Raw genomic sequence first — 23,032 nt, 5'->3', positions numbered from 1 at the left:
TGGAAACTCTGGCAATCCGACAACCGAATCCCTGCTTTGTTCTCAGGTACCGTTCATTGATTAAACAAATGCATCCGGCCACCCATTTCCTTTTGCAGTCTTATCCTGGAGACAGGTTATCTGACATAGTGTAGGGTTGGTTTGGAATGTAATCATTATTTGTCTTATGGATAAGACGAAAAGTCTGAGAATGCACGGAGATATATGTCTAAATCCCCCGCACAACGTGAATATTTCCTTGATTCCATCCGCGCGTGGTTAATGCTGCTTGGGATCCCGTTCCACATTTCACTCATTTACTCGAGCCATATGTGGCATGTCAACAGCACCTACCCTTCATGGTGGCTGACGCTGTTTAACGACTTCATTCACGCCTTTCGCATGCAGGTCTTTTTCGTCATTTCGGGTTACTTCTCCTATATGCTTTACCTGCGCTACCCGCTTAAACGCTGGTGGAAAGTGCGCGTTGAACGCGTAGGCATTCCCATGTTGACGGCTATTCCACTGCTGACGTTGCCGCAATTTATTATGTTGCAACATGTAAAGGAGAACACCGCTAACTGGCACACCCTGTCGACTTATGACAAATTCAACACGCTGTCATGGGAATTGATCTCCCATTTATGGTTCCTGTTAGTGCTCGTTATATTAACGACGATCAGCTTGTGGTTATTCCGCGCCATCAAAAACAACGCCGATCGCCTGCTTAACGACATTTCTCTTGGCAAGCTTTCTGTCTGGTTTCTGCTATTGGGCATCGCCTGGGCGGCATTTCGTCGCGGTGTGTTCCTCTTCTATCCGGAAATATTGCGCGACGCGCTGTTTAATTTCACCGTGATGCAGACGCTGTTTTATATCCCCTTCTTCCTGCTCGGTGCCCTGACCTTTATCAGCCCGCGCCTGAAGAACCTTTTTGTCACGCCATCGCCCTGGTGCATGGTGGGGTCAGCGCTGGCGTTTGTCGCCTATCTGCTTAATCAGCGCTACGGCAGCGGCGAAGGGTGGATGTATGAAACCGAAGCGGTAATTACCATGCTGATGGGCTTCTGGATGGTGAATGTGGTCTTTTCACTTGGCCACCGGCTGCTTAATTTCCAGTCCGCGCGCGTCAGCTACTTTGTTAACGCCTCGCTCTTTATCTACCTGGTGCATCACCCACTGACGCTGCTGTTCGGCGCATGGATTACGCCGCATATTCAGTCGAACGTGGTGGGCTTTTTCACCGGGCTGGTGTTTGTGGTTGGCATTGCCATCGTGCTGTATGAGATCCACCTGCGCATTCCACTGCTGCGCTTCCTCTTCTCCGGCAAGCCGCAGGAGAGGACGTCGAAATCACCGGTGCAGGCGGGGTAAAACCCTCGGCTGCTCTGAACTCAGAGCAGCCACTCCACCGGCAGCCAGTAGACCAGACGCACCAGAATGCGCTGCCACAAACGGGTTTGCGGCTCCTTTTTCAGCACAATCTCCTCGCCATCCTGCTGTTCAATCCAGTTGATACGCCCGAAGCGGTCAAGGCGTAGTTGCCAGGTGATATCTTTTTGGCTGCGCAGAAAACGGTGATGGATCTGCTTTGCCAGCGTTTCGCTGTCGATAACAAAGCCCATCTCAGTATTCAGCACCGCGGATCGCGGGTCGAAATTAAACGAGCCGATAAAGACCTTTTCACCGTCAATGCTGAAGGTTTTCGCATGCAGGCTGGAGCCGGAGTTACCGGTTAAACCGCGGTCATGCACCGGATGGATGGGCGCTTCCCCGCGCGTTGGTTTCAGCTCATAAAGCTCAATGCCGTGGCGCAGCAGCTTTTTGCGCCAGCGCGCATAGCCTGCGTGCACCACCGTGACATCGTTAGCGGCAAGGGAGTTGGTCAGAATGGCGATCTTCACCCCTTTACGCGCCAGCTGTAGCAGCAACGCAACGCCCGCGCGCCCCGGCACAAAATAGGCCGAGATAATATCAATCTGCCGGTCCGGCTTGCCCATCACATTCAGCAAACGCTGCGGCAATAACGTGTGCTCGCGCGCTTTGCCCTCCCCTTTACGCGGGTCGTCGCTCAGCAGACGCGTTTTTGCCCACATCAGCGGCAGCGTACCGTTTTCAAGGTGCGCGGCGAAATGCGTAGAAGCGAGTCTCTCCTGGTAGCGCACGGCGGTGATATCTTCCCGCCAGCTCTCCGGCAGGCGAATGCGCTCGGCAATCTCCTCCGGCGACAGGGAGAGCACGCTGCTCAGCGATGAGACCGAGGCCGAGTTCCAGTAGCGCACAAAATCCCGCTCCACCTCTTTCACCACCGGGCCGACCGCCATCACATCGAGATCGGTAAACAGCGGCTCTTCGCCAATGCCAAAATAGGCATCGCCAACATTGCGCCCGCCGACCAGCGTCACCACACCATCAACGGTGAAACTTTTATTGTGCATCCGCCGGTTAAGGCGCGCGAAATCCGTTAAATAGCCGAGCGCGCGCAGTGAGCGAAAGGAGAAAGGGTTAAACAGCCGCACCTGGATATTGGGGTGATTATCAAGCTGGCGCAGCACGCCATCCATACCCAGCGTGTTGTTGTCATCCAGCAGCAGACGCACCTGCACGCCGCGATCGGCGGCGGCAAGCAGCGCCAGCATCAACAAGCGGCCGGAGGTGTCATCTTCCCAGATGTAGTACTGCACATCGAGCGTACGCTCCGCCAGCTCCGCTAACCGGTAGCGGGCGACAAAAGCGTCCATACTGTCATCGAGAATATGCAGACCGCAAAGACCGGGGTGCGCCTCACAAACGGGTGCAACGGCGCGCCCAAGCCGGGAATCAGCGTGCAGGGTCGGCACCGTGTTGGGTGAGTAGGCGTTGATAGAGTCGCAGAGTTTCATCGTCATAGCAGACAAAGTATATCTGCCGTAACAGAGAATAGCGGGTTAGATAATCCGAAACGGTGTTGATGGCGATCTCCGCCGCAGCCGCTTTCGGGTAACCATAGACGCCGGTGCTGATAGCAGGAAATGCAATAGAGGCGTAGCCGTTGGCATCCGCCAGTTTCAGGCTGTTGCGATAGGCATCTTCCAGCAGATGGGCTTCGTTATCACTCCCGCCGCGCCAGACCGGCCCGACCGCGTGGATCACCGCTTTAGCGTTAAGGTTACCAGCGGCGGTAATCACCGCATGGCCCGGCGGGCACTCGCCCTGCTGCTGACGAACCTGTTTGCACGCCTCAAGCAGCGCTGGGCCAGCTGCGCGATGGATCGCGCCATCAACCCCGCCGCCGCCAAGTAAAGAGGCGTTGGCGGCGTTGACAATAACATCCACTTCAAGGGTTGTAATATCCCCCTGAATAACCTGCATACGTGATTCCATTATGGCTCCCTTGTCGGTGCAATACCGAGAACATGCACTAAGTGTATCCTGGCGCAACGGAAATGGTGGAGCCGCAAGCCAGCCGGCAGGAAATATTGTCAGGAAGAGAGATAAAGCGAATGTCGATTTACGCTTTTTTCGCTGCCGCCGCGCGGGATGTTATCCCGCGGGAAGCGAGCCACAGGCCGCTGTTTTTCATGGCATAGCCAAACAGCAGGCCCACCGCCAGCGAAGGGATCACCACTCTCCAGTCGCCCTGCCCGGCAAAGGTGGCGCAGGCGCCAATAAAGGTGCCGGGAACAAAGGAGAGCAGCAGGTTTTTGGCCTGCAGACACATCAGAAAAGCGACGATGCCGGTCATCATGTAGCCCACAATCTCAAGATGGGGAGCCAGTGCGCTACCGTACATAATCACCAGCGCCCAGACCACGCCGCTCATCACTGTGCAGGCAGAGATCATAAGCCCCTTCAGCCCACCCTGCGGACAGGCGAAATAGGCCGTACAGCCGAGAAAACCGGCCCAGCTTAAAAGTCCTGAAGCGACGGCAACCCAGCCCCAAAGGCCGGAGAGAATACCTGTCGTCAATGCGAGTGCGAAGAGTCTGTTCATGGCGCGCATCATAGCAGAAGCGCGCCGCTGCAAAGTGACATTCACCACATAAATTTAAACAACGAACTCATCGTTGCAAATTATTTGTGATCAATATCACTCTTCGTTCTCTGACTCTTCCTGAAGTTCTTCCCACATAGCGGCAATCGCGTCACGGGAGAGTTCGGCCAGCGTGCGCCAGAACGGCGTCGTAGCGTGTGCTTCCACTTTGCCAAAGAAGGTGCCGCACCACGGTAGCAGGTACTCTGCGAAGAGGGTTTCCAGCGCTTCACTCTCATCTTCCGCTGACTGATCTTCCAGCCACGAAGCTGCCAGCAGCAGCGTACCAATATGATCGGCCGGCGCGGCGCTCAGCGGCATGCCGCGGCTGGATAGAAACTCGCGAACTTCCGCTTCGCTCGCCCCTTCAACCCACGCGCTGCGCAGCGGCGAGACGCGACACTCATCGCCGACAAACAGCGCGTTGTAATCGGCGGCCAGCGTCTGGGCATCGCAGCTTTTTTGCAGACGCTCCAGCAGCGCATCCTGCTCAAGCGGCCAGCTCTCTGCCAGCTTTCCTTCGCGGATCATCGTGTAGAGCGGCACCAGCAGCGGATCCTGCGGCTGGCGGTAAAAGAGCGAGCCCAACACGCGGCAGAGGATAGAAAATTCGTTCATTCAGCTATTCCAGTCAGTATTAAAGTTCAGCAAATTCATTAATCGGCGCCATGCCGCGTGATTCAAGGAAACTCAGCATGCGGCGCGGTGATACGTTCAGGATGCGCTCTTCCGGGAAGCCGACCTCATCCAGCACTTTGCGGCACTCCGCAAAGTCGCCCAGCGTAAAGGCGGTGTGCGAGTCGGAGCCGAGCGCCACCCAGCCGCCCGCGTCGCGCACAGCAGCGGCAATAGCGCGGCAGTTCGCTTCACTGCCCTTGCGCGAGTGGATAAAGGAGGAGTTGTTAATCTCCAGCGCCACATCATATTTCGCCGCGGCGGCGGCCACCGCCGGGATATCAATCTCAAATTTCGGATTACCAGGATGGCTAATGATATGCACATTACCGCTGGCAATGGTGGCGATCATCGCCTCGGTATGGCTCGCTTTATCCTGCGGAGGAAAGACCGGCTCATGAAAACCGGCCACGATCAGATCGAGCGAGTCGAGCATCGGCCCGGTGCAGTCGATTTCGCCCGCGCGGTTTTTAATATTGGCTTCAATACCGCGCAGAATGCCGACGCCGTCAACCAGCCGCGGCCAGATGCGCATATTGATAAAGTGCCAGTGGTGAGGGGCATCGGCCATGTCCGGGCCATGATCGGTAATCGCGAAGAGCTTAATGCCTTTGCGTTTCGCCTCGGCAATATAGTCATGCAGCGTGCTGTAAGCGTGGGTGCTGGCGACGGTGTGCATATGCAGGTCAACGGGGTACATGGCTCACTCCTGTAGTCAATTGCGCAAGAATAGCAGCTATTGTTATGCAGTTTAATGAAAACCCGGCGCGACCGGGCTTATCTCAATACCCGCGCGCCCGGTCAACGCGACCGCTTACCGCCTCACCCTGTTCAAGCTGGCGAATGGTGTGGCAGATATAGTCAATCGCTTCCTGCGGGCGGGTTACGGCGGCGATGTGCGGCGTAATGGCGACGCGCGGGTGCGCCCACAGCGGGTTATTCGCAGGAAGAGGCTCTTCACGGAAGACATCCAGCATCGCCCCCTTCACTTTGCCGCTCTCAAGCGCGTGCAACAGATCGGCCTCTTCCACATGCACACCGCGCGCGAGGTTGAGCAGATAGCTCCCCTCTTCTAACTGCGCGAGCAGATAGTGATTGATGATGCCAGCCGTCTCCGGCGTGTTGGGCAGCAGGTTGATTAACACCCGCGTGCCATGCAGGAACTCCCCCAACTCTTGCGCGCCGGCAAAACTGGTGACGCCTGGCAGATCTTTTCGGCTGCGGCTCCAGCAGCGCAGCGGGAACCCCCACGGACGGAGCGCTTCGGCGACTTTTGCGCCCAACACCCCGGCGCCAAGAATGCCGACGGTGAACTCCTCATGCGCATACTCTGCGAGCGGTTGCCACTTCGCCTCACCTTTTAACGCCTGGTAATCATCGAAACGGCGGAACCAGTGCAGCACCTGGCTTACGGCATACTCCTGCATCTGCTGCGCCATGCCGGTGTCTTCAAGTCGAAACAGCGGCACCGAGGCGTCGAGCATCTGCGGATGCGCCTTCAGTTGCCCGAGGATCGCATCGACACCTGCCCCGAGGGCAAACACCGCCTTCAGTTTCCGCCCTTGGAGCATCTCCACGGGCGGATGCCAGACCAGCGCGTAATCGGCGGGGGCGTTATCGCCCGGTGTCCAGACGCGGATGTTGGCATCCGGCAGCGCTTTGTGCAGGGCATTCACCCAAAAGGCGTTATCAAATGAGGGGTGATAAAAGAGGATCTCCATCGGCACTCCGTTCTCTGTTGTCGGTGAGGCATTTTTATGCGGCTGATAAGCATAACAAATATCCTCTCCAGCGCGCGGGTTAAGTCGTAAGGCGAGAAAAAAAGCGTTTTCAGAACGTTTAAGAAGCAGGTTGTTTGAAGTTTGTCTAAACGCACTAATTTATTGCAAAAGTAGATTGACGCGGTTACGGGTTTTCCCTACATTAGCGCCCGTCCCGACGACATCGGGACAACAATGTGGTGAGGTGTCCGAGTGGCTGAAGGAGCACGCCTGGAAAGTGTGTATACGGCAACGTATCGGGGGTTCGAATCCCCCCCTCACCGCCATTCTTCGAAGAAGAGCTCGCATGAAAATGCGGGCTTTTTTTTCGCATGTACCTCCGCGCCAGGGGGGATGAGAACCCCCGACCGGGGTTCGACAACGGGCGACAGCGCGTTGGACAGACCGCGAACGCAGTGAGTGGGCTGCCCGCAGGGCGAGCGAAGTGAGTCAATCCCCCCCGGTGCACGCGTTGATACCGGAGCCAGTGCCTGATGGCGGCTTCGCCTTATCAGGCCTACGTGCCTGGGCCAACACCGAGCCGTGTCCAAATGCCTGATGGCGGCTTCGCCTTATCAGGCCTACGCGTCTGGGCCAACACCGAGCCATGTCCAAATGCCTGATGGCGGCTTCGCCTTATCAGGCCTACGCGTCTCGGCCAACTTTCGTGCCGTGTCCAAATGCCTGATGGCGGCTTGGCCTTATCAGGCCTACGTAATTTTGCCTTCCCAACCATCAAACCAGCGCCGTTCCGTAGGCCGGATAAGCGTGAGCGCCATCCGGCATTTTTATCCCTGCAAATCCCGGCATTCCCACCATCAATCCACGCCGTTGCTCACACCTTAAGCGAACAATCATCACGGCTGAAAATCTGCTTGACCGCTTCAGCGCAACTCCCTATAGTAGCGCCCCGTTGCCCTCCTGTATGGCGGGTGACAATACAATGTGGTGAGGTGTCCGAGTGGCTGAAGGAGCACGCCTGGAAAGTGTGTATACGGCAACGTATCGGGGGTTCGAATCCCCCCCTCACCGCCATTCTTCGAAGAAGAGCTCGCATGAAAATGCGGGCTTTTTTTTCGCATGTACCTCCGCGCCAGGGGGGATGAGAACCCCCGACCGGGGTTCGACAACGGGCGACAGCCCGTTGGACAGACCACGAACGCAGTGAGTGGGCTGCCCGAAGGGCGAGCAAAGCGAGTCAATCCCCCCCTCACCGCCATTATTTAAGATGAGAGCCTGTACGAAAGTACGGGCTTTTTTCTTTTATATTCCCCGAACAGGGGGGATGAGAATCCCCGACCGGGGTTCGACAATGGGCGACAGCCCGTTGGACAGACCACGAGCGCAGCGAATGGGCTGCCCGAAGGGCGAGCGAAGCGAGTCAATCCCCCCCGGTGCACGCGTCGACACCGGAGCCAATGCCTGATGGCGGCTACGCCTTATCAGGCCTACGTGCCTGGGCCAACACCGGGCCACTTCCAAATGCCTGATGGCGGCTACGCCTTATCAGGCCTACGCGCCTGGGCCAACACCGAGCCATGTCCAAATGCCTGATAGCGGCTACGCCTTATCAGGCCTACGCAATCGTGCCTGACAGAGCCGCAAATCCCCTGCCCCACAAAAAATAAAACCCGGTTTCCCGGGTTTTAACGCTAACTGTATCTTGCGCGCCGTTTAATCGTAGGCTTTCAACGTGCGCTGGCAGAGGGCGGAGCGTACGCAGTCGTCTTTATTAAAGCGCACCACACCAATCATCTCGTCCTCTTCAAAACGTGCCAGTGCATCGCTCAGCCCCGATTTGACACCGGAGGGCAGATCGCACTGGGTGATATCGCCGTTGACAATCACGGTCACGTTTTCCCCGAGGCGCGTCAAAAACATCTTCATTTGCGCAGCGGTGACGTTCTGGGCCTCGTCAAGAATGACCACCGCATTTTCAAACGTACGTCCGCGCATATAGGCGAACGGCGCGATCTCCACCTTGCCAATTTCCGGGCGCAGGCAGTATTGCATAAAGGACGCACCAAGACGTTTCAGCAGCACGTCATAGACGGGCCGGAAATAGGGTGCGAACTTCTCCGAGATATCGCCGGGTAAGAAGCCGAGATCTTCATCAGCTTGCAGGACCGGCCGGGTCACGATAATCCGCTCCACATCCTTATGGATCAGAGCCTCTGCAGCTTTCGCCGCGCTAATCCACGTTTTCCCACAACCCGCTTCGCCAGTGGCGAAAATCAACTGCTTAGTCTCAATCGCATGTAAATAATGCGCCTGAGCCTCATTGCGGGCAGCAATCGGAGAGTTATCACGGCAATCCCGCGCCATGCCAATTGCTTCTACACCACTCATCTGCACAAGCGAGGTGACCGACTCTTCTTCACGCTGTTTATGGCTACGTGAATCACGTCTCAGCACGCGTTTCGCTTCACGACGAGCTTTGATCACTGCTTTCTGTCTTCCCATGGATAGCACCTTGAGTTGTTGGTTTACATCACACGCATCGAAATCGACGCGATTATGCGCACGAACGTCTGAGGGTTGGCTTCCTTGTAAGCCATGGCTTGCCTTTGAAAATGACGTGGCGCAACGAACAGCAAAACCGTCTGCCACATCGTCAGAAGGAGTTAAAAAACAGGAGGAGGAGAAATCAGGGGTGAAAAAGTCGTTGCCGGAGGTGTGCTCCCCGGGCCGGGTTTTGCGAGGTCGTTTTGTCTGTCCACTACAGCACTTTACCATCCGCGATCTCCAGAAGACTTCATCACCGCAGGGATAACCGAATGAACTGCTCATCTAAAGCGTAGCATCAATGCAACAATGTTTTTACCAAACATTAACAGCTACGCACTCTGCGTCGTTCCACAGAGTCTCTTCGATGAATATTACAGAAATATAACAGATACTTTCTAATACATTAAAATTATGCGTGGATGGCAGAAAAAGTATGTCAAATTGCTACAGATAACAGAATATCCTGCCCGGACGGGCAGGATAGGATCTTCACGCTTCGAGAAGAGACTGGGCAAGATAGCCCTGCGTTGACTTCACGCCGGGTAAGGCGAAGAAGAAACCGCCGCCGATGGGCCGGATATACTCCTCCAGCGCTTCGCCATTGAGCCTTTTTTGCACGGTCAGGAAGCCTTTCTCCAGATCGTGCTGGTAACAGACAAACAGCAGGCCCATATCCAGCTGGCCAGAGTTGGTGACACCGAGAGAGTAACTGTAGCCCCGGCGCATCATCAGATTCGCCTGCGTCTCTTTCGTCCGCGGGTTCGCCAGGCGGATATGGCTGTCGAGGGCGATAACCTTGCCCTCGGGATCGCTGGCGTAATCGGGCACATCGTGCTCATGCTGCATGCCGAGCGGCGCACCGCCCTGTTTATCGCGCCCGAAAATAGTCTGCTGCTCTTTCAGCGGCGTGCGATCCCAGAACTCAACGTGGAACTGGATAATGCGCACCGCCTGATAGCTGCCGCCTACTGCCCATGCTGGCTCTCCCTGATCGCCGGTCACCCAGACGATCTCATCCATCAGCGGCGCATTGCTGCTGTCGGGGTTCGCGGTGCCATCTTTAAAGCCGAGCAGGTTTACCGGCGTCTCTTTCCCGCGGCTGCGCGCGGCGTGATCGGAGATAAACCCTTCCCGCTTCCAGCGCACGCTGAGCAGATCCGGCGTGTGCTTGATCACATCGCGCAAGGCGTGGATCACCGTGTCCTGCGTGTTGGCGCAGATCTGCAGCAGCAGATCGCCATGGCAGAGCGCGGCATCGAGCGAGTCGTTAGGAAAACGCATCATCTTCTGCAGCTTCTTCGGTTTCTGCGCCGCAAGACCGAATCGTTCATCAAACAGCGCAGACCCGACAGAGACCGTCATGGTCAGGTTATCCGGCGCGATAAACGGCCCGAGAATGCCTGAATCCATCGGCGGCAGTCGCGGGTTTGGTGTCTCCGGCGCCGGGCCGCCCGCCGTCAGGAAAGCAATACGATCGGTGAGCAGGCGAAACAGGCGGATAAGATCCGCTTTATCCGCCGCCAGCACATCAAATGCCACCAGCATCATCGAGGCCTGCTGCGGCGTTAAGATGCCCGCCTGGTGATCGCCGTAAAACGGCTGCTTTTCCATACGCGAGTCGGGCGAGAGCGTTCCCGGCGCGCTTTGTGGTTTTGCCGCATGCGCGACCGGACAACCGCCAGCGAGAGCAAGCGCGCCACCCAGCGCGCCCATCCCTTTTAACAACCGACGCCGCGAAGGTTCGCTGACGTCGTTTTCTTCATGCTGCTTCATTATTAATCCAGTCCAAGTACGCCGCGCAGCTGCGCCAGATCTTCCGCCAGGGTGGTGATTGGCCCCTTCAGCGCATTACGATCGGCATCGGTCAGCTTGTCATAGGTCTCAAAGCCCGTTTTGGTGCGGTACTTCGCTAAAATGGTATTCACTTTCTTGAAGTTGGCATCCACTTTTGCAAGCAGCGCGCTGTTCTCTTTTTGCAGCTGCGGACGCAGCAGGTCGACAATCTTCTGCGCGCCTTCGATATTGGCCTGGAAATCCCACAGGTCGGTATGGCTGTAACGATCCTCTTCACCGCTGATTTTGCTCGCAGCCACCTCTTCAATCAGCCCGGCTGCGCCACCCACCACTTTTGACGGCGGGAAAGCCAGCTCGTTGATGCGGGTTTGCAGTTCAAGCACATCATGATTGAGCTTATCGGCATAGCTCGCCATGTCTTTGACGCTGTTGTCGCCAAACAGCGCCTTCTCAAGGCGGTGGAAACCGGTGAATTTCGGGTCGGCGGCTTTCTGCTCGTAATCATCTTCACGGGCATCGATGCTGCCATCAAGATCGGAGAAGAGCTCAGCAATCGGCTCAATGCGCTCGTAGTGCTGGCGCGTCGGCGCGTAGAGCGCTTTCGCTTTTTCGATATCGCCCGCTTTCACCGCATCGGTAAAGGCTTTAGTGCCGGAGACCAACTGCGCGGTTTCGCCAACGACATAGGCTTTATAGGCGGTGATCGCCTCGCCAAGGCTCAGCAGTGCATCGCCTTTCGCCGCGTCAGCCGTCGCTTCACCTTTGACCACTAATTTCCCTTTCGGGTTGGTTAACAGACCGCAGGTCATCTCATATTCGCCCGGTTGCAGGTTGGCAGTAAGCTTCTGGCTAAAGCCCGGCGCGATGTTTTCGCGCTCCTCAACCACCATCACGCCTTTAAGGATCTCCCACTCCAGCGCTTTCTGGCTGTGGTTGAGGATCACAAACTGCGTTTTACCGGCGTTGACCGTCAGGTTCATCGGTTCGCACTGCTTATCCGTCACCGTCACTTTTACCTGCGGCACATCCGCTGCCTGTGCCCCGAACGCGCACGCCATCAGCGCGGCGACCCCGATTTGTACTGCGCTACGTCGAAAAAGAATTGCCATGACCCTTCCCTTTAATAAGTGTGTTGTAACTAAGAATCGTTATAGAGGCTTACGGCGCAGCGCGGGAGGGCTGCGCACCGGCACGCGGCGGCATGACAAACAGCACCAGCGCCGGGATTAAATAGAGGAAGTAGACCGCCACTTCGCTGACGCTTGGGGTCTCCTGGTAACCAAAAATGCCCTCCAGCAGCGTGCCGGTCAGCGAATGGGTGGTCAGTACGTTACTTAAATCAAAGGCCACATCCTGGAAATGGTTCCACAAGCCCGCTTCGTGGAAAGCGCGGATTGCACCTGCGGCAAGACCAGCGGCGACAAAAAGAATAAACAGGCTGGTCCATTTGAAAAACGCGCCGAGATTGAGACGTACGCCGCCCCAGTAGAGCAGAAAACCGAGCACCACGGCGGTGGCAAGACCGAGCACGGCGCCAAGCGGCGGCCAGATGCCGACATCTTGTTGAAACGCTGCCAGCAGGAAGAAGACCGACTCCAGCCCTTCACGGGCGACGGCGAAAAAGACCATCAGGATCAGCGCCCAGCCGTGGTTATTGCTGCGCGCCAGCGCGGTATCAACGGCCTGCTCCAGCTGCACTTTGACGTTGCGCGACACGCGGCGCATCCAGAACACCATCCATGTGAGGATCACTACCGCAATCGCCGCGACGATTCCCTCAAACAGTTCCTGCTCTCTTTGCGGGAACTCGCCGGTGGTTTCATTAATGGCGATGCCAAGCCCCAGACAGAGCGCGGCGGCGAGAAAAACGCCGACCCACATCACGCTGATCCAGCGTCCGCGTTGGGTGCGTTTCAGATAACTGGCAATCAGGCTTACAATCAGCGCCGCTTCCAGGCCTTCACGCAACATAATAAGGAATGGGACAAACATAGAACCGCCTTTGTGTTATGCACCGTCAATGGTTGCAAAGAAAGGTAAATTGCATTGATAGTGATTATCATTACGCCAAGAAGAAACTCAAGCGAAAAATATGTTGAGAATGATAACCGGATGTAACCGGCTAGCAGGCTAATGATTCCCTCGTTCGCTTTATGCAGAAGCCGTTGAAAAGCAGCAAAAAGTTAGCTAACGAAGCATTATCTTTCTGTTTACCGCCCCGCACGCCTGTGGCTAAATAAACGCCCGTTTCGTTTACCTGGCTACGCCCAAACTATGCTCAATTTTCTACATTTTCTGCTGGCGCTGGTGGTGATCCTCGCGCTGGCCTGGCTGGTGAGTTTTGACCGCAAGCGCATTCCGTTTCGTTTCATCCTGCAACTGATTGTGATCGAACTGGCGCTGGCCTGGTTCTTTTTACATGCCCAGAGCGGGTTAACGCTGATTAAATATGTCTCCGGCTTCTTTGAGGTGCTGCTGAAATTTGCCGCCGAAGGTACCGGTTTTGTCTTTGGCGGCATGAGCGAAAAAGGGCTGGCGTTTATCTTCCTCGGCGTCCTCTGCCCTATCGTCTTTATCTCCGCGTTGATTGGCATTTTGCAGCACTGGCGTATTCTGCCGATCTTTATTCGCCTGATTGGAACACTGCTCTCGAAGCTTAATGGCATGGGCAAACTCGAGTCCTTCAACGCCGTTAGTTCGCTTATCCTTGGCCAGTCGGAGAACTTTATTGCTTATAAAGGCATTCTGGCGGATCTCTCCTCACGCCGGATGTTCACCATGGCGGCGACGGCGATGTCGACGGTATCGCTGTCGATTGTCGGTGCCTATATGACAATGCTCGACGCCAAATATGTGGTCGCAGCGCTGCTGCTCAATATGTTCAGCACTTTTATCATTCTGTCGGTGATTAACCCATCGCGCGGGCAGGAAGAGGCGGAGATCAAGCTCGAGAAGCTGCATGAATCGCAAAGCTTCTTTGAGATGCTCGGTGAATACATTCTTGCCGGTTTCAAAGTGGCGATGATTATTCTGGCGATGCTGATTGGCTTTATTGCGCTGATCAGCGCCGTTAACGCCCTCTTCTCAGCGCTGTTTGGTATCAGCTTCCAGCAGCTGCTCGGCTACGTCTTCTACCCGCTGGCGTGGCTGATTGGCATCCCGCTAAGTGATGCGCTTCCGGCTGGCAGCATTATGGCAACCAAGCTGGTGGCGAATGAGTTTGTGGCAATGATTGAACTGCAAAAGGTCGCGGCGCAGATGAGCCCACGCGGGCTGGGCATTCTTTCCGTCTTCCTGGTCTCTTTCGCCAACTTTGCCTCTATTGGCATCGTCGCAGGTGCGATCAAGGGGCTGAACGAGCAGCAGGGTAATGCGGTTTCACGTTTCGGACTGCGGCTGGTGTATGGCGCGACGCTGGTGAGCCTGCTCTCCGCAGCGTTTGCCGGCGTAGTGCTCTAAGGTGAGATTTCCCTCTCCCGTTGCGGGAGAGGGACTCTGTCAGAACTGTACGCAGACCGCCTGGTCGACGCGCATCACTGACTCCTGGGCGAAACGCGATTTATAGACTCCGCGCAGCTCATCAATTTCTTTATCGCTTTGCGCATCCTTAGCGTGGATCAGCATCAGGGCTTTACTCGGCTCCCGCGCCACTTTGCCATCGTTACCAAGCCACTGGCCGCGCGCATCAAACACCGTTAACCCTTCGCGAAAACGCGGCGTCACATCGCCATCAACAAACTGCTGCCACTCCTGGGCGGTGATCGCCTTGCCTGCCGGGCGATTAAGACCGAAATAGAGCGTCGTTTGCTCCATCCGATCTGCCGGTGCGCACTGCTGCGCCAGTAGTTGCGGCTTTTGCGCGGGTGCATTACAGCCCGCCAGCAGACCTGCCACCATCAATGCCATCGCCACTTTTATTGTTTTCATTCCCCTGCCCTCACGGTTAATTGTCGGGAGATATCAGCGCAATCCTCATGATTTAGCAACAAAAAAACCCGCCGCAGCGGGTTTTATTAACGAGAGTACTTACTTCGCCTGCGCGCGAACCGGCGGCGCAGAGTGGTAATGGGCATCCGCTTCTGCGAAGCGCTGCTGCATAGCGGCAGACGGCGCTTTGCCGATCAGGCTGAAGACCACAATCCCGAGGCTGCCGAAGATGAAGCCAGGGATGATTTCATACAGGCCCAGCCAGCCGAAGTGTTTCCAGACGATAACGGTGACAGCGCCGATAATCATCCCCGCCAGCGCACCGTTACGCGTCATGCGTGACCACATCACCGAGAGCAGCACTACCGGGCCAAACGCCGCACCGAAACCGGCCCACGCGTAGCTTACCAGGCCAAGCACGCGGTTTTCCGGGTTTGCCGCCAGCGCAATCGCCACCAGCGCGACCACCAGCACCATCGCACGACCAACCCACACCAGCTCTTTCTGGCTTGCCCCTTTACGCAGGAACGCTTTGTAGAAATCTTCCGTAATCGCGCTGGAGCAGACCAGCAGCTGGCAACTCAGGGTCGACATCACCGCTGCAAGGATCGCAGAGAGCAGGATACCGGCAATCCACGGGTTAAACAGCACCTGCGCCAGCTCAATAAAGACGCGCTCGGCGTTCTGGTTTACCGCGCCCGCCAGCGACGGGTTGGTATCAAAGTAGGCGATGCCGAAGAAACCGACCGCCACTGCGCCCGCAAGGCAGAGGATCATCCAGGTCATACTGATGCGACGCGCATGCACAATGGTGTGGTGGGAATCGGCCGCCATAAAGCGCGCCAGAATATGCGGCTGACCGAAGTAGCCCAGCCCCCAGCCCATCAGCGAGACGATGGCGACAAAGTTGAGGCCTTTCAGCATATCGACGTTTTCGATGCTCTTCTGCTTGATCACTTCCAGCGAATCGCCAAAACCGCCGACGGAGATAATCACAATCACCGGGGTGAGGATCAGGGCGAAGATCATCAGGCTGGCCTGCACGGTGTCGGTCCAGCTAATCGCAAGGAAACCGCCGATAAAGGTATAAATAATCGTTGCCGCCGCACCGGCCCACAGCGCCGTTTCGTAGCTCATGCCGAAGGTGCTTTCGAACAGACGCGCGCCCGCCACAATGCCGGAAGCACAGTAAATGGTGAAGAAGACCAGAATTACCACCGCCGAGATAATGCGCAGCAGACGGCTGTTATCTTCAAACCGCCCGGTAAAGTAGTCCGGCAGCGTCAGGGCGTTATTGTTCGCTTCGGTGTGAACGCGCAGACGCCCCGCCACCAGCTTCCAGTTGACCCAGGCACCGACGGTCAGGCCAATGGCAATCCAGCTTTCAGAGATGCCGGAGATAAAGATCGCTCCCGGCAGCCCCATCAGCAGCCAGCCGCTCATATCAGAGGCACCGGCCGATAACGCCGTCACTAATGGCCCAAGGCTTCGACCGCCGAGAATATAGTCATCAAAGTTTTTTGTTGATCGCCAGGCAATAAAACCGATCAGGATCATGCCAAAGATATAAATAAGAAAGGTCACCATCATCGGTGTGCTTATTGCCATCAAAATAGTCTCCAGGATCTTCGTCGACAAATATCACTTTGCCGCTTTTATCCATCGCCGGAACGTAGCGACGGTGCGTATGTATTATTAGAAGCGCCCGTATCCTGCCGGAAGCCTCCGTTATTCACAATTGATTTAACACACCATTTACATCGAAGATATGCCTCGGGGAATAGGATTTTGTTATAGGTTGCACTCCATCACATTTTTAAAGGTTGCACCTTTGAAAAGTGTTAGCAACCGCATAAATCCTGGCTTTCCAGCAGATTGCATCGTTCCTGTTACCTGTTTAGCTAATTAACAATTCATTCATTTCTCACCTTGCCAGCCAGCTCACAATTAACAAGGTTGCACAAAGTTGCAACATGGTGGATATTTCAGCCTATTGTGCAAAACACCATATAAACAGGAGCAACGCATGGGCACCACCACCATGGGGGTCAAGCTTGACGACGCCACGCGCGAAAGGATTAAAGCTGCCGCAGCGACCATTGACCGCACGCCGCACTGGTTAATTAAACAAGCCATTTTTAATTTCCTCGAAAAGCTGGAGAGCAGCGAAGGATTACCTGAACTGGCGGGCGCCCAGGCGCACAGCGTGCAGGAAGATGAAGCCAGCGCGGTGATTGACGAAAGCCCGCAGCCGTTCCTCGACTTTGCCGAGCAGATCCTGCCGCAGTCGGTCTCCCGCGCGGCGATCACCAGCGCCTGGCGCTGGGCGGAAACAGATGCCGTGCCGATGCTGCTTGAGCAGGCGCGCCTGCCGCAGCCGGTGGCCGAGAGTGCCCATAAGCTGGCGTACCAGCTGGCAGAAAAATTGCGTAATCAAAAAACCGCGACCGGCCGCGCGGGCATGGTGCAGAGCCTGTTGCAAGAGTTCTCCCTCTCCTCGCAGGAGGGCGTAGCGCTGATGTGCCTCGCCGAAGCGCTGCTGCGTATTCCTGATAAAGCGACGCGCGATGCGCTGATCCGCGACAAAATCAGTAACGGTAACTGGCAATCCCATATTGGCCGTAGCGCCTCGCTGTTTGTGAACGCCGCCACCTGGGGTCTGCTGTTTACCGGCCGCCTGGTCTCTACCCATAACGAAGCCAATCTCTCCAGTTCGCTGAACCGCATTATTGGCAAGAGCGGCGAGCCGCTGATCCGTAAAGGGGTCGATATGGCGATGCGGCTGATGGGCGAGCAGTTTGTCACCGGAGAGACCATCGCCGAAGCGCTGGCCAACGCCCGTAAGCTGGAGGAGAAAGGGTTCCGTTACTCCTACGATATGCTCGGCGAAGCGGCGCTGACCGCCGCCGATGCGCAGGCCTATATGGTCTCTTACCAGCAGGCAATCCACGCCATTGGTAAAGCCTCGAACGGACGCGGCATCTATGAAGGGCCGGGCATCTCCATCAAGCTTTCCGCCCTGCACCCGCGCTACAGCCGCGCGCAGTACGACCGTGTGATGGACGAGCTCTATCCACGCCTAAAATCCTTAACCCTGCTGGCGCGTCAGTACGATATCGGTATCAATATCGATGCTGAAGAGGCCGACCGGCTGGAGATCTCCCTCGATCTGCTGGAAAAACTCTGCTTCGAGCCAGAGCTGGCGGGCTGGAACGGCATCGGCTTTGTGATTCAGGCCTACCAGAAGCGCTGCCCGTTTGTGATTGATTACCTGATTGAACTGGCAACCCGCAGCCGTCGCCGCCTGATGATCCGCCTGGTGAAAGGCGCCTACTGGGACAGCGAAATCAAGCGTGCGCAGATGGAAGGTCTTGAGGGCTATCCGGTCTATACCCGTAAGGTCTACACCGATGTTTCCTATCTCGCCTGCGCGAAAAAACTGCTGGCGGTGCCGAACCTGATCTATCCGCAGTTCGCTACCCACAACGCCCACACGCTGGCGGCGATCTACCAGCTGGCCGGGCAGAACTACTATCCGGGCCAGTATGAGTTCCAGTGCCTGCACGGTATGGGCGAACCGCTCTATGAGCAGGTGGTCGGTAAAGTCGCCGATGGTAAGCTCAACCGACCGTGCCGTATTTACGCCCCGGTCGGCACCCATGAAACCCTGCTGGCCTACCTGGTGCGCCGTCTGCTGGAAAACGGCGCTAACACCTCGTTCGTTAACCGTATTGCGGATAACACCCTGCCGCTGGATGCGCTGGTCGCCGATCCGGTTACGGAAGTGGAAAAACTCGCCGCCCAGGAGGGCCAGGTAGGCCTGCCGCATCCGAAAATTGCCCTGCCGCGCGCACTCTATGGCGAAGGCCGTATCAACTCGGCCGGTCTCGATCTGGCGAACGAACACCGTCTGGCTTCCCTCTCCTCTGCCCTGCTTAATAGCGCGGCGCAGAAGTGGTATGCCCATCCGATGCTTGAAGAGGCAGTAATGGAAGGCGAAGCGATTGCGGTTATCAACCCGGCAGAGCCGAAAGATGTTGTCGGTTATGTGGTGGAAGCGAGTGAAGCGCAGGTAAACCAGGCGCTGGAGAACGCGGTTAACCATGCGCCCATCTGGTTTGCTACGCCTCCGCAGGAGCGCGGTGCCATTTTGCAGCGCGCCGCAGTGCTGATGGAAGACAACCTGCAAACGCTGATTGGTATTCTGGTGCGCGAAGCGGGCAAAACCTTTAGCAACGCGATTGCGGAAGTACGTGAAGCGGTCGATTTCCTGCACTACTACGCAGGCCAGGTCAGCAGCGATTTCGATAATGAGACCCATCGCCCGCTCGGGCCGGTGGTCTGTATCAGCCCGTGGAACTTCCCGCTGGCGATCTTTACCGGGCAGATTGCCGCCGCGCTGGCGGCCGGTAATAGTGTGCTGGCGAAACCGGCGGAGCAAACCCCGCTGATTGCCGCCCAGGGCGTGAAGATCCTGCTTGAAGCGGGCGTACCGGCGGGCGTGCTGCAACTGCTGCCAGGCCGCGGTGAAACGGTAGGCGCACAGTTGACCGGCGATGCCCGCGTACGCGGCGTGATGTTTACCGGCTCGACCGATGTCGCCACGCTCTTGCAACGTAACATCGCCACCCGCCTCGATGCCCAGGGTCGTCCGACGCCGCTTATCGCCGAAACCGGCGGTATGAATGCGATGATTGTCGACTCCTCGGCGCTGACGGAACAGGTGGTGATTGATGTGGTCGCCTCGGCGTTTGACAGCGCGGGCCAGCGCTGCTCGGCGCTGCGCGTGCTCTGTCTGCAGGAGGATATTGCTGACCATACGCTGACCATGCTGCGCGGCGCGATGGCCGAGTGCCGGATGGGCAATCCGGGACGCCTCTCCACCGACATTGGGCCGGTGATTGATGCCGAAGCCAAAGCCAATATCGAAAAACATATTCAGGCGATGCAGGCGAAAGGCCGCACCGTCTACCAGGCAGTGCGTGAAAATAGCGAAGATGCCCGCGAGTGGCGCACCGGCACGTTTGTGCCGCCAACGCTGATTGAACTGGAAAGCTTTGACGAGCTGAAAAAAGAGATCTTCGGCCCGGTGCTGCACGTGGTGCGTTATTCACGTAACCAGCTCGATCAGTTGCTGGAGCAGATCAATGCTTCCGGCTACGGTCTGACGCTGGGTGTACACACGCGTATTGATGAAACCATCGCTCAGGTCACCGGCAATGCTCACGTGGGTAACCTCTATGTGAACCGCAATATGGTCGGTGCCGTGGTGGGCGTACAGCCGTTTGGCGGCGAAGGGTTGTCGGGCACCGGGCCAAAAGCCGGTGGGCCGCTCTATCTCTATCGCCTGCTGAGCAGCCGCCCGGAGAATGCGGTGCTGAAGACGCTTACCCGTCACGACGCCGAGCGCCCGCTCGATGCGCAGGTGAAAACCGTGCTGACCCAGCCGCTGGCAGCGCTGACCGCGTGGGCCGCCACGCAGCGCCCGGAATTACACAAGGTGTGCGAGCAGTTCAGCGAACTGGCGCAGGCCGGTACGCAGCGCCTGCTGCCAGGCCCAACCGGGGAGCGCAACAGCTGGACGCTGGCACCGCGCGATCGCGTATTGTGCGTGGCCGATAACGAGCAGGATGCGCTGGTGCAGCTTGCCGCCGTGCTGGCCTCCGGAAGCCAGGCGCTGTGGCAGGACGACACGCTGCATCGCGATCTGGTGAAACAGTTACCGGAAACCGTCAGCCAGCGGATTAAATTCGCCAAAGCGGAGAGCCTGATGGCGCAGCCGTTTGACGCAGTGATTTTCCACGGCGACTCCGATCAGCTGGTGCATCTGTGCGAAAACGTTGCAGCACGCGATGGCGCGATCGTCTCCGTTCAGGGCTTTGCGCGGGGTGAAACCAATATTCTGCTCGAACGCCTGTGGCTGGAACGCTCCCTCAGCGTTAACACCGCAGCAGCCGGTGGTAATGCCAGCCTGATGACGATTGGTTAAGTCGGTGAAATGCCCGATGGCGCTGCGCTTATCGGGCCTACGGTGTGGTGTTTCAGCCGCAGTTGTAGGCCGGATAAGGCGTTAGCCGCCATCCCATCCGACAGCGTGTCGGGAGTGACAGAATCGTTGTAATAAAAAAGCGCCTTACGGCGCTTTTTTTCGTAGTGTTAAACCGACATCGCCGCCGGGGTGCACAGCGAGCAATGTCTCTTTTGAGTACCCGCTTTCGCTCATCAGGCAGGCGCAGGCGGCGTCAAAAATCGCCAGCACCAGCACGATGGAGGTGGTAGCCAGCATATTGAGCGGATCGATCTCGCGCTGCACGCCGGTGGAGATCACAAGCCTTGATGCCAGCGCTATCGCCGAGGAGGGGTTTTCCGTCACGCAGAGGACAGGCGTATCTTTCATCGCTAACCCAGGCAGCAACCGCGTTAACTCGTCAGAATTGCCGCCGCGCGAGAGCATAATCACCAGATCGTCTGGCCCGACAAAACCGAGATCGCCGTGTGCAGCATCGGTGGCGTTGAGGTAGATAGCCGGGCGCTCGACGCAGGCCAGCATATGGGCGATTTTACGCGCCGCAATGCCGGAGGTGCCCACGCCGGTAACCACAATCTTTCCTTTGCAGCCGCGCAGTTCAGCCATCAGTGCCGCCCAAGTCGCGGGATCAAGATGGCGGCTCAGCGCGGCCATCTCTTCGCTGTAGATGCGCCAGGCATCGCACGCCTGCTGCCAGCTTTCGCTCATGCCTCCTCCTGCATCAACGCGCGGTACTTCATATGATCCGCGTACATCTCATGGAAGACGGTGTATTTACGATCGTAGTAAAGCTTGATGCGATTAGTCTGCGGCGTCACGGTTTTACCAATGCGGCTCATCGCCGACATCGCCTCCGGGAAGCTGTCAAACACACCGGCCGCAATAGTGCCCATCATCGCGCCGCCAAGCAGCATCGCTTCGCTCTCCTCCGGCAGCAACATCGCGCAACCGGTAGCATTGGCGTGCTCCTGCACAAAGATCGGATTTTTGGTACCGCCGCCGCTCGCCATTACCGTATCAATGCTGTAACCGCTTTGATTCATGGTTTCGATAATATGACGCGTGCCGAGGGCGATAGCCTGAATGGTCGCCAGATAATGCAGCGCCAAATCTTCCGGCGTGCGCGACAGTTTCAGCCCGCTAATCACGCCGGTCAGCGTCGGGTTGGCGCGCGGGGAGCGGTTGCCGTGGAAGTACGGCAGGATATGAATATCGCGGGTCAGAAAGGCGATATTCTCCGGCTCGCCCGCCATTTTGCGCAGCAGCGCATTGAGCACTTCATAAATGGTCTGCCCCTGGGTTTTAGCCTGCGCGAGCAGCGTTTCGTAACAGGGGTGAGACTGAATGACGTGATCGATCAGCGCCCCGGTTGCCGACTGCCCGCCCTCGTTCAGCCAGTAGCCCGGCAACACCGCCGAGTAGTAAGGCCCCCAGACGCCACCGATAAAGCGTGCCTGCGGCGAAATCGCCATATGCCCGGTGGAGGTGCCGCCAATCAGCGCGACGCGGCGGTCAAAATCGGCCATCTCACCCGACGGCCCGCTGGCACCAAGTGTACCCAGCGTACCGGCGTGGGCATCGATAATCGACACGCTGACCGCCGTGCCCGGCATCAGCCCCATCTCGGTAGCAGCGCGCTGCGACAGCCCGCGGCCAAGCGGTTCGCCCATCGTTTTCACGTAGCGGCCAATCTTCTCTGCGTCGTGTTCAAGCAGATCTTCAAGGCCAATCTGGCGGAAGTAGCTGGTATCCCACTTATCTTCATGGCCCATATAGGTCCATTTACACACCGTCGAGCAGAGCGAACGGGTATCGTCGCCGGTGGCGCGCCAGGTGAGAAAATCGGGCAGATCGAAGAAGAAGCCCGCGTTCGCCCAGGTGTTTGGCATGTGCTGTTTCAGCCACAGCAGTTTGGGCGTCTGCATCTCCGGCGAGATAATGCCGCCGACATAATCCAGCACCCGGTGATGGGTGGCGTTGATGCGATCCGCCTGCGCAATGGCGCGGTGATCCATCCAGACAATAATGTTCTGCTCGCTGCGCCCGGAGGGGCTGATGGTCAGCGGGTTGCCCTGTTTATCCAGCACCACCAGCGAACAGGTGGCGTCGAAGCCCAGCCCTTTGACCTGAATCGGGTTGATATCGGCCTGATTGATGGCATCGCGCACGGCGTTACAGACTGCCTGCCAGATGTTGTCGGAGGATTGCTCGACGAAATCGGCCTGCGGGCGATAGATCTCAATGCTCCTGCTGGCCTGGCTGACCATCCGGCCCGTCAGGTCAAAAATGCCCGCGCGGGCGCTGCCGGTCCCTACATCCACACCAATAAAGTAGCTCGCCATTTTTTTT

General features: G+C 57.1%; 17 protein-coding genes, 2 tRNA genes and 1 other RNA gene. 6 read left to right on the top strand and 14 right to left on the bottom strand.

Annotated elements, in window-relative coordinates:
- Positions 1-204: 204 nt before the first annotated feature.
- A complete protein-coding gene (gene mdoC, locus ACWPW2_RS07015) occupies positions 205-1,353 on the top strand; it encodes a glucans biosynthesis protein MdoC (RefSeq protein WP_454122058.1) in 1,149 nt (382 codons plus the stop codon).
- Between the two features lie 20 nt (positions 1,354-1,373).
- Here mdoC and ACWPW2_RS07010 read toward each other — a convergent pair whose 3' ends face one another.
- The 6 genes from ACWPW2_RS07010 to ghrA all read right to left on the bottom strand — a co-directional run bounded on the left by ACWPW2_RS07010 (position 1,374) and on the right by ghrA (position 6,387).
- On the bottom strand, positions 1,374-2,867 hold the full coding sequence (locus ACWPW2_RS07010) for a phospholipase D-like domain-containing protein (RefSeq protein ID WP_454122056.1): 1,494 nt from the start codon (positions 2,865-2,867) through the stop codon (positions 1,374-1,376).
- Positions 2,800-3,342 (bottom strand): O-acetyl-ADP-ribose deacetylase, encoded by a 543-nt coding sequence (gene ymdB, locus ACWPW2_RS07005; protein ID WP_187802069.1) that lies wholly within the window; start codon positions 3,340-3,342, stop codon positions 2,800-2,802. The genes ACWPW2_RS07010 and ymdB overlap by 68 nt, the downstream gene beginning before the upstream one ends.
- A 127-nt stretch (positions 3,343-3,469) precedes the next feature.
- The gene (locus tag ACWPW2_RS07000; protein ID WP_454122054.1) at positions 3,470-3,964 is read right to left on the bottom strand and encodes a DUF1097 domain-containing protein; all 495 of its coding nucleotides are present in this window, start codon (positions 3,962-3,964) and stop codon (positions 3,470-3,472) included.
- An 84-nt stretch (positions 3,965-4,048) separates the two neighbouring features.
- Positions 4,049-4,609, bottom strand: coding sequence for a TorD/DmsD family molecular chaperone (locus ACWPW2_RS06995; protein ID WP_054803140.1), 561 nt, complete (start codon positions 4,607-4,609; stop codon positions 4,049-4,051).
- A gap of 19 nt (positions 4,610-4,628) precedes the next feature.
- On the bottom strand, positions 4,629-5,366 hold the full coding sequence (locus tag ACWPW2_RS06990; RefSeq protein ID WP_454122051.1) for a PHP domain-containing protein: 738 nt from the start codon (positions 5,364-5,366) through the stop codon (positions 4,629-4,631).
- Between the two features lie 82 nt (positions 5,367-5,448).
- Positions 5,449-6,387, bottom strand: coding sequence for a glyoxylate/hydroxypyruvate reductase GhrA (ghrA, locus tag ACWPW2_RS06985; protein WP_454122049.1), 939 nt, complete (start codon positions 6,385-6,387; stop codon positions 5,449-5,451).
- Between the two features lie 238 nt (positions 6,388-6,625).
- Here ghrA and ACWPW2_RS06980 point away from each other — a divergent pair.
- The 3 genes from ACWPW2_RS06980 (at position 6,626) to ACWPW2_RS06970 (ending at position 7,645) form a co-directional block, all read left to right on the top strand.
- A tRNA-Ser gene (locus tag ACWPW2_RS06980) sits at positions 6,626-6,713 on the top strand.
- Between the two features lie 660 nt (positions 6,714-7,373).
- Positions 7,374-7,461, top strand: a tRNA-Ser gene (locus ACWPW2_RS06975).
- 46 nt (positions 7,462-7,507) lie between these two features.
- Positions 7,508-7,645: non-coding RNA, RtT sRNA (locus ACWPW2_RS06970), on the top strand.
- A gap of 455 nt (positions 7,646-8,100) precedes the next feature.
- Here the strand turns inward: ACWPW2_RS06970 and phoH are convergent.
- The 4 genes from phoH to efeU all read right to left on the bottom strand — a co-directional run bounded on the left by phoH (position 8,101) and on the right by efeU (position 12,720).
- Positions 8,101-8,889: a phosphate starvation-inducible protein PhoH gene (gene phoH / locus ACWPW2_RS06965; protein ID WP_023481530.1), complete on the bottom strand. Its 789-nt coding sequence runs from the start codon at positions 8,887-8,889 to the stop codon at positions 8,101-8,103.
- 534 nt (positions 8,890-9,423) lie between these two features.
- Complete coding sequence (gene efeB, locus ACWPW2_RS06960) at positions 9,424-10,707, bottom strand: iron uptake transporter deferrochelatase/peroxidase subunit (protein ID WP_454122046.1); 1,284 nt, start codon at positions 10,705-10,707, stop codon at positions 9,424-9,426.
- A gap of 2 nt (positions 10,708-10,709) precedes the next feature.
- Positions 10,710-11,837 (bottom strand): iron uptake system protein EfeO, encoded by a 1,128-nt coding sequence (gene efeO, locus ACWPW2_RS06955; RefSeq protein WP_454122044.1) that lies wholly within the window; start codon positions 11,835-11,837, stop codon positions 10,710-10,712.
- A gap of 49 nt (positions 11,838-11,886) precedes the next feature.
- Complete coding sequence (efeU, locus tag ACWPW2_RS06950) at positions 11,887-12,720, bottom strand: iron uptake transporter permease EfeU (RefSeq protein ID WP_023481492.1); 834 nt, start codon at positions 12,718-12,720, stop codon at positions 11,887-11,889.
- Between the two features lie 282 nt (positions 12,721-13,002).
- On the opposite strand from efeU, the gene ACWPW2_RS06945 reads away from it, so the two are divergent.
- Positions 13,003-14,187 carry a NupC/NupG family nucleoside CNT transporter gene (locus tag ACWPW2_RS06945; RefSeq protein ID WP_042713519.1) on the top strand — a complete coding sequence of 395 codons (1,185 nt, stop codon included), beginning with the start codon at positions 13,003-13,005 and terminating at the stop codon, positions 14,185-14,187.
- A gap of 39 nt (positions 14,188-14,226) precedes the next feature.
- Here the strand turns inward: ACWPW2_RS06945 and ACWPW2_RS06940 are convergent, their stop codons facing one another.
- Together ACWPW2_RS06940 and putP are read right to left on the bottom strand one after the other, a co-directional pair.
- A complete protein-coding gene (locus ACWPW2_RS06940) occupies positions 14,227-14,655 on the bottom strand; it encodes a DUF3574 domain-containing protein (protein ID WP_023481675.1) in 429 nt (142 codons plus the stop codon).
- 99 nt (positions 14,656-14,754) lie between these two features.
- Complete coding sequence (putP, locus tag ACWPW2_RS06935; protein ID WP_454122041.1) at positions 14,755-16,263, bottom strand: sodium/proline symporter PutP; 1,509 nt, start codon at positions 16,261-16,263, stop codon at positions 14,755-14,757.
- A 418-nt stretch (positions 16,264-16,681) separates the two neighbouring features.
- Between putP and putA the strand changes: the two genes are divergently transcribed.
- Complete coding sequence (gene putA / locus ACWPW2_RS06930; RefSeq protein ID WP_454122040.1) at positions 16,682-20,644, top strand: trifunctional transcriptional regulator/proline dehydrogenase/L-glutamate gamma-semialdehyde dehydrogenase; 3,963 nt, start codon at positions 16,682-16,684, stop codon at positions 20,642-20,644.
- A 144-nt stretch (positions 20,645-20,788) separates the two neighbouring features.
- Here the strand turns inward: putA and ACWPW2_RS06925 are convergent, their stop codons facing one another.
- On the bottom strand, positions 20,789-21,337 hold the full coding sequence (locus ACWPW2_RS06925; RefSeq protein ID WP_376748468.1) for an SIS domain-containing protein: 549 nt from the start codon (positions 21,335-21,337) through the stop codon (positions 20,789-20,791).
- Between the two features lie 50 nt (positions 21,338-21,387).
- The gene (locus ACWPW2_RS06920) at positions 21,388-23,025 is read right to left on the bottom strand and encodes an FGGY-family carbohydrate kinase (protein WP_454122038.1); all 1,638 of its coding nucleotides are present in this window, start codon (positions 23,023-23,025) and stop codon (positions 21,388-21,390) included.
- Positions 23,026-23,032 lie beyond the last annotated feature (7 nt).

The organism is Kosakonia sp. Marseille-Q7440, assembly GCF_965119485.1.
This window is presented reverse-complemented; position numbering and strand designations above follow the sequence as displayed.

What these genes read in the sequence shown, in the direction of transcription:
- ACWPW2_RS07000 (WP_454122054.1), bottom strand. Translation starts at nt 3,964, where the DNA reads ATGATGCGCGCCATGAACAGACTCTTCGCACTCGCATTGACGACAGGT.
- ymdB (WP_187802069.1), bottom strand. Translation starts at nt 3,342, where the DNA reads ATGGAATCACGTATGCAGGTTATTCAGGGGGATATTACAACCCTTGAA.
- ACWPW2_RS06920 (WP_454122038.1), bottom strand. Translation starts at nt 23,025, where the DNA reads ATGGCGAGCTACTTTATTGGTGTGGATGTAGGGACCGGCAGCGCCCGC.
- efeB (WP_454122046.1), bottom strand. Translation starts at nt 10,707, where the DNA reads ATGAAGCAGCATGAAGAAAACGACGTCAGCGAACCTTCGCGGCGTCGG.
- mdoC (WP_454122058.1), top strand. Translation starts at nt 205, where the DNA reads ATGTCTAAATCCCCCGCACAACGTGAATATTTCCTTGATTCCATCCGC.
- ACWPW2_RS06990 (WP_454122051.1), bottom strand. Translation starts at nt 5,366, where the DNA reads ATGTACCCCGTTGACCTGCATATGCACACCGTCGCCAGCACCCACGCT.
- putP (WP_454122041.1), bottom strand. Translation starts at nt 16,263, where the DNA reads ATGGCAATAAGCACACCGATGATGGTGACCTTTCTTATTTATATCTTT.
- phoH (WP_023481530.1), bottom strand. Translation starts at nt 8,889, where the DNA reads ATGGGAAGACAGAAAGCAGTGATCAAAGCTCGTCGTGAAGCGAAACGC.
- putA (WP_454122040.1), top strand. Translation starts at nt 16,682, where the DNA reads ATGGGCACCACCACCATGGGGGTCAAGCTTGACGACGCCACGCGCGAA.
- ACWPW2_RS06995 (WP_054803140.1), bottom strand. Translation starts at nt 4,609, where the DNA reads ATGAACGAATTTTCTATCCTCTGCCGCGTGTTGGGCTCGCTCTTTTAC.
- ACWPW2_RS06945 (WP_042713519.1), top strand. Translation starts at nt 13,003, where the DNA reads ATGCTCAATTTTCTACATTTTCTGCTGGCGCTGGTGGTGATCCTCGCG.
- efeO (WP_454122044.1), bottom strand. Translation starts at nt 11,837, where the DNA reads ATGGCAATTCTTTTTCGACGTAGCGCAGTACAAATCGGGGTCGCCGCG.
- efeU (WP_023481492.1), bottom strand. Translation starts at nt 12,720, where the DNA reads ATGTTTGTCCCATTCCTTATTATGTTGCGTGAAGGCCTGGAAGCGGCG.
- ACWPW2_RS07010 (WP_454122056.1), bottom strand. Translation starts at nt 2,867, where the DNA reads ATGACGATGAAACTCTGCGACTCTATCAACGCCTACTCACCCAACACG.
- ACWPW2_RS06925 (WP_376748468.1), bottom strand. Translation starts at nt 21,337, where the DNA reads ATGGCCGCGCTGAGCCGCCATCTTGATCCCGCGACTTGGGCGGCACTG.
- ACWPW2_RS06940 (WP_023481675.1), bottom strand. Translation starts at nt 14,655, where the DNA reads ATGAAAACAATAAAAGTGGCGATGGCATTGATGGTGGCAGGTCTGCTG.
- ghrA (WP_454122049.1), bottom strand. Translation starts at nt 6,387, where the DNA reads ATGGAGATCCTCTTTTATCACCCCTCATTTGATAACGCCTTTTGGGTG.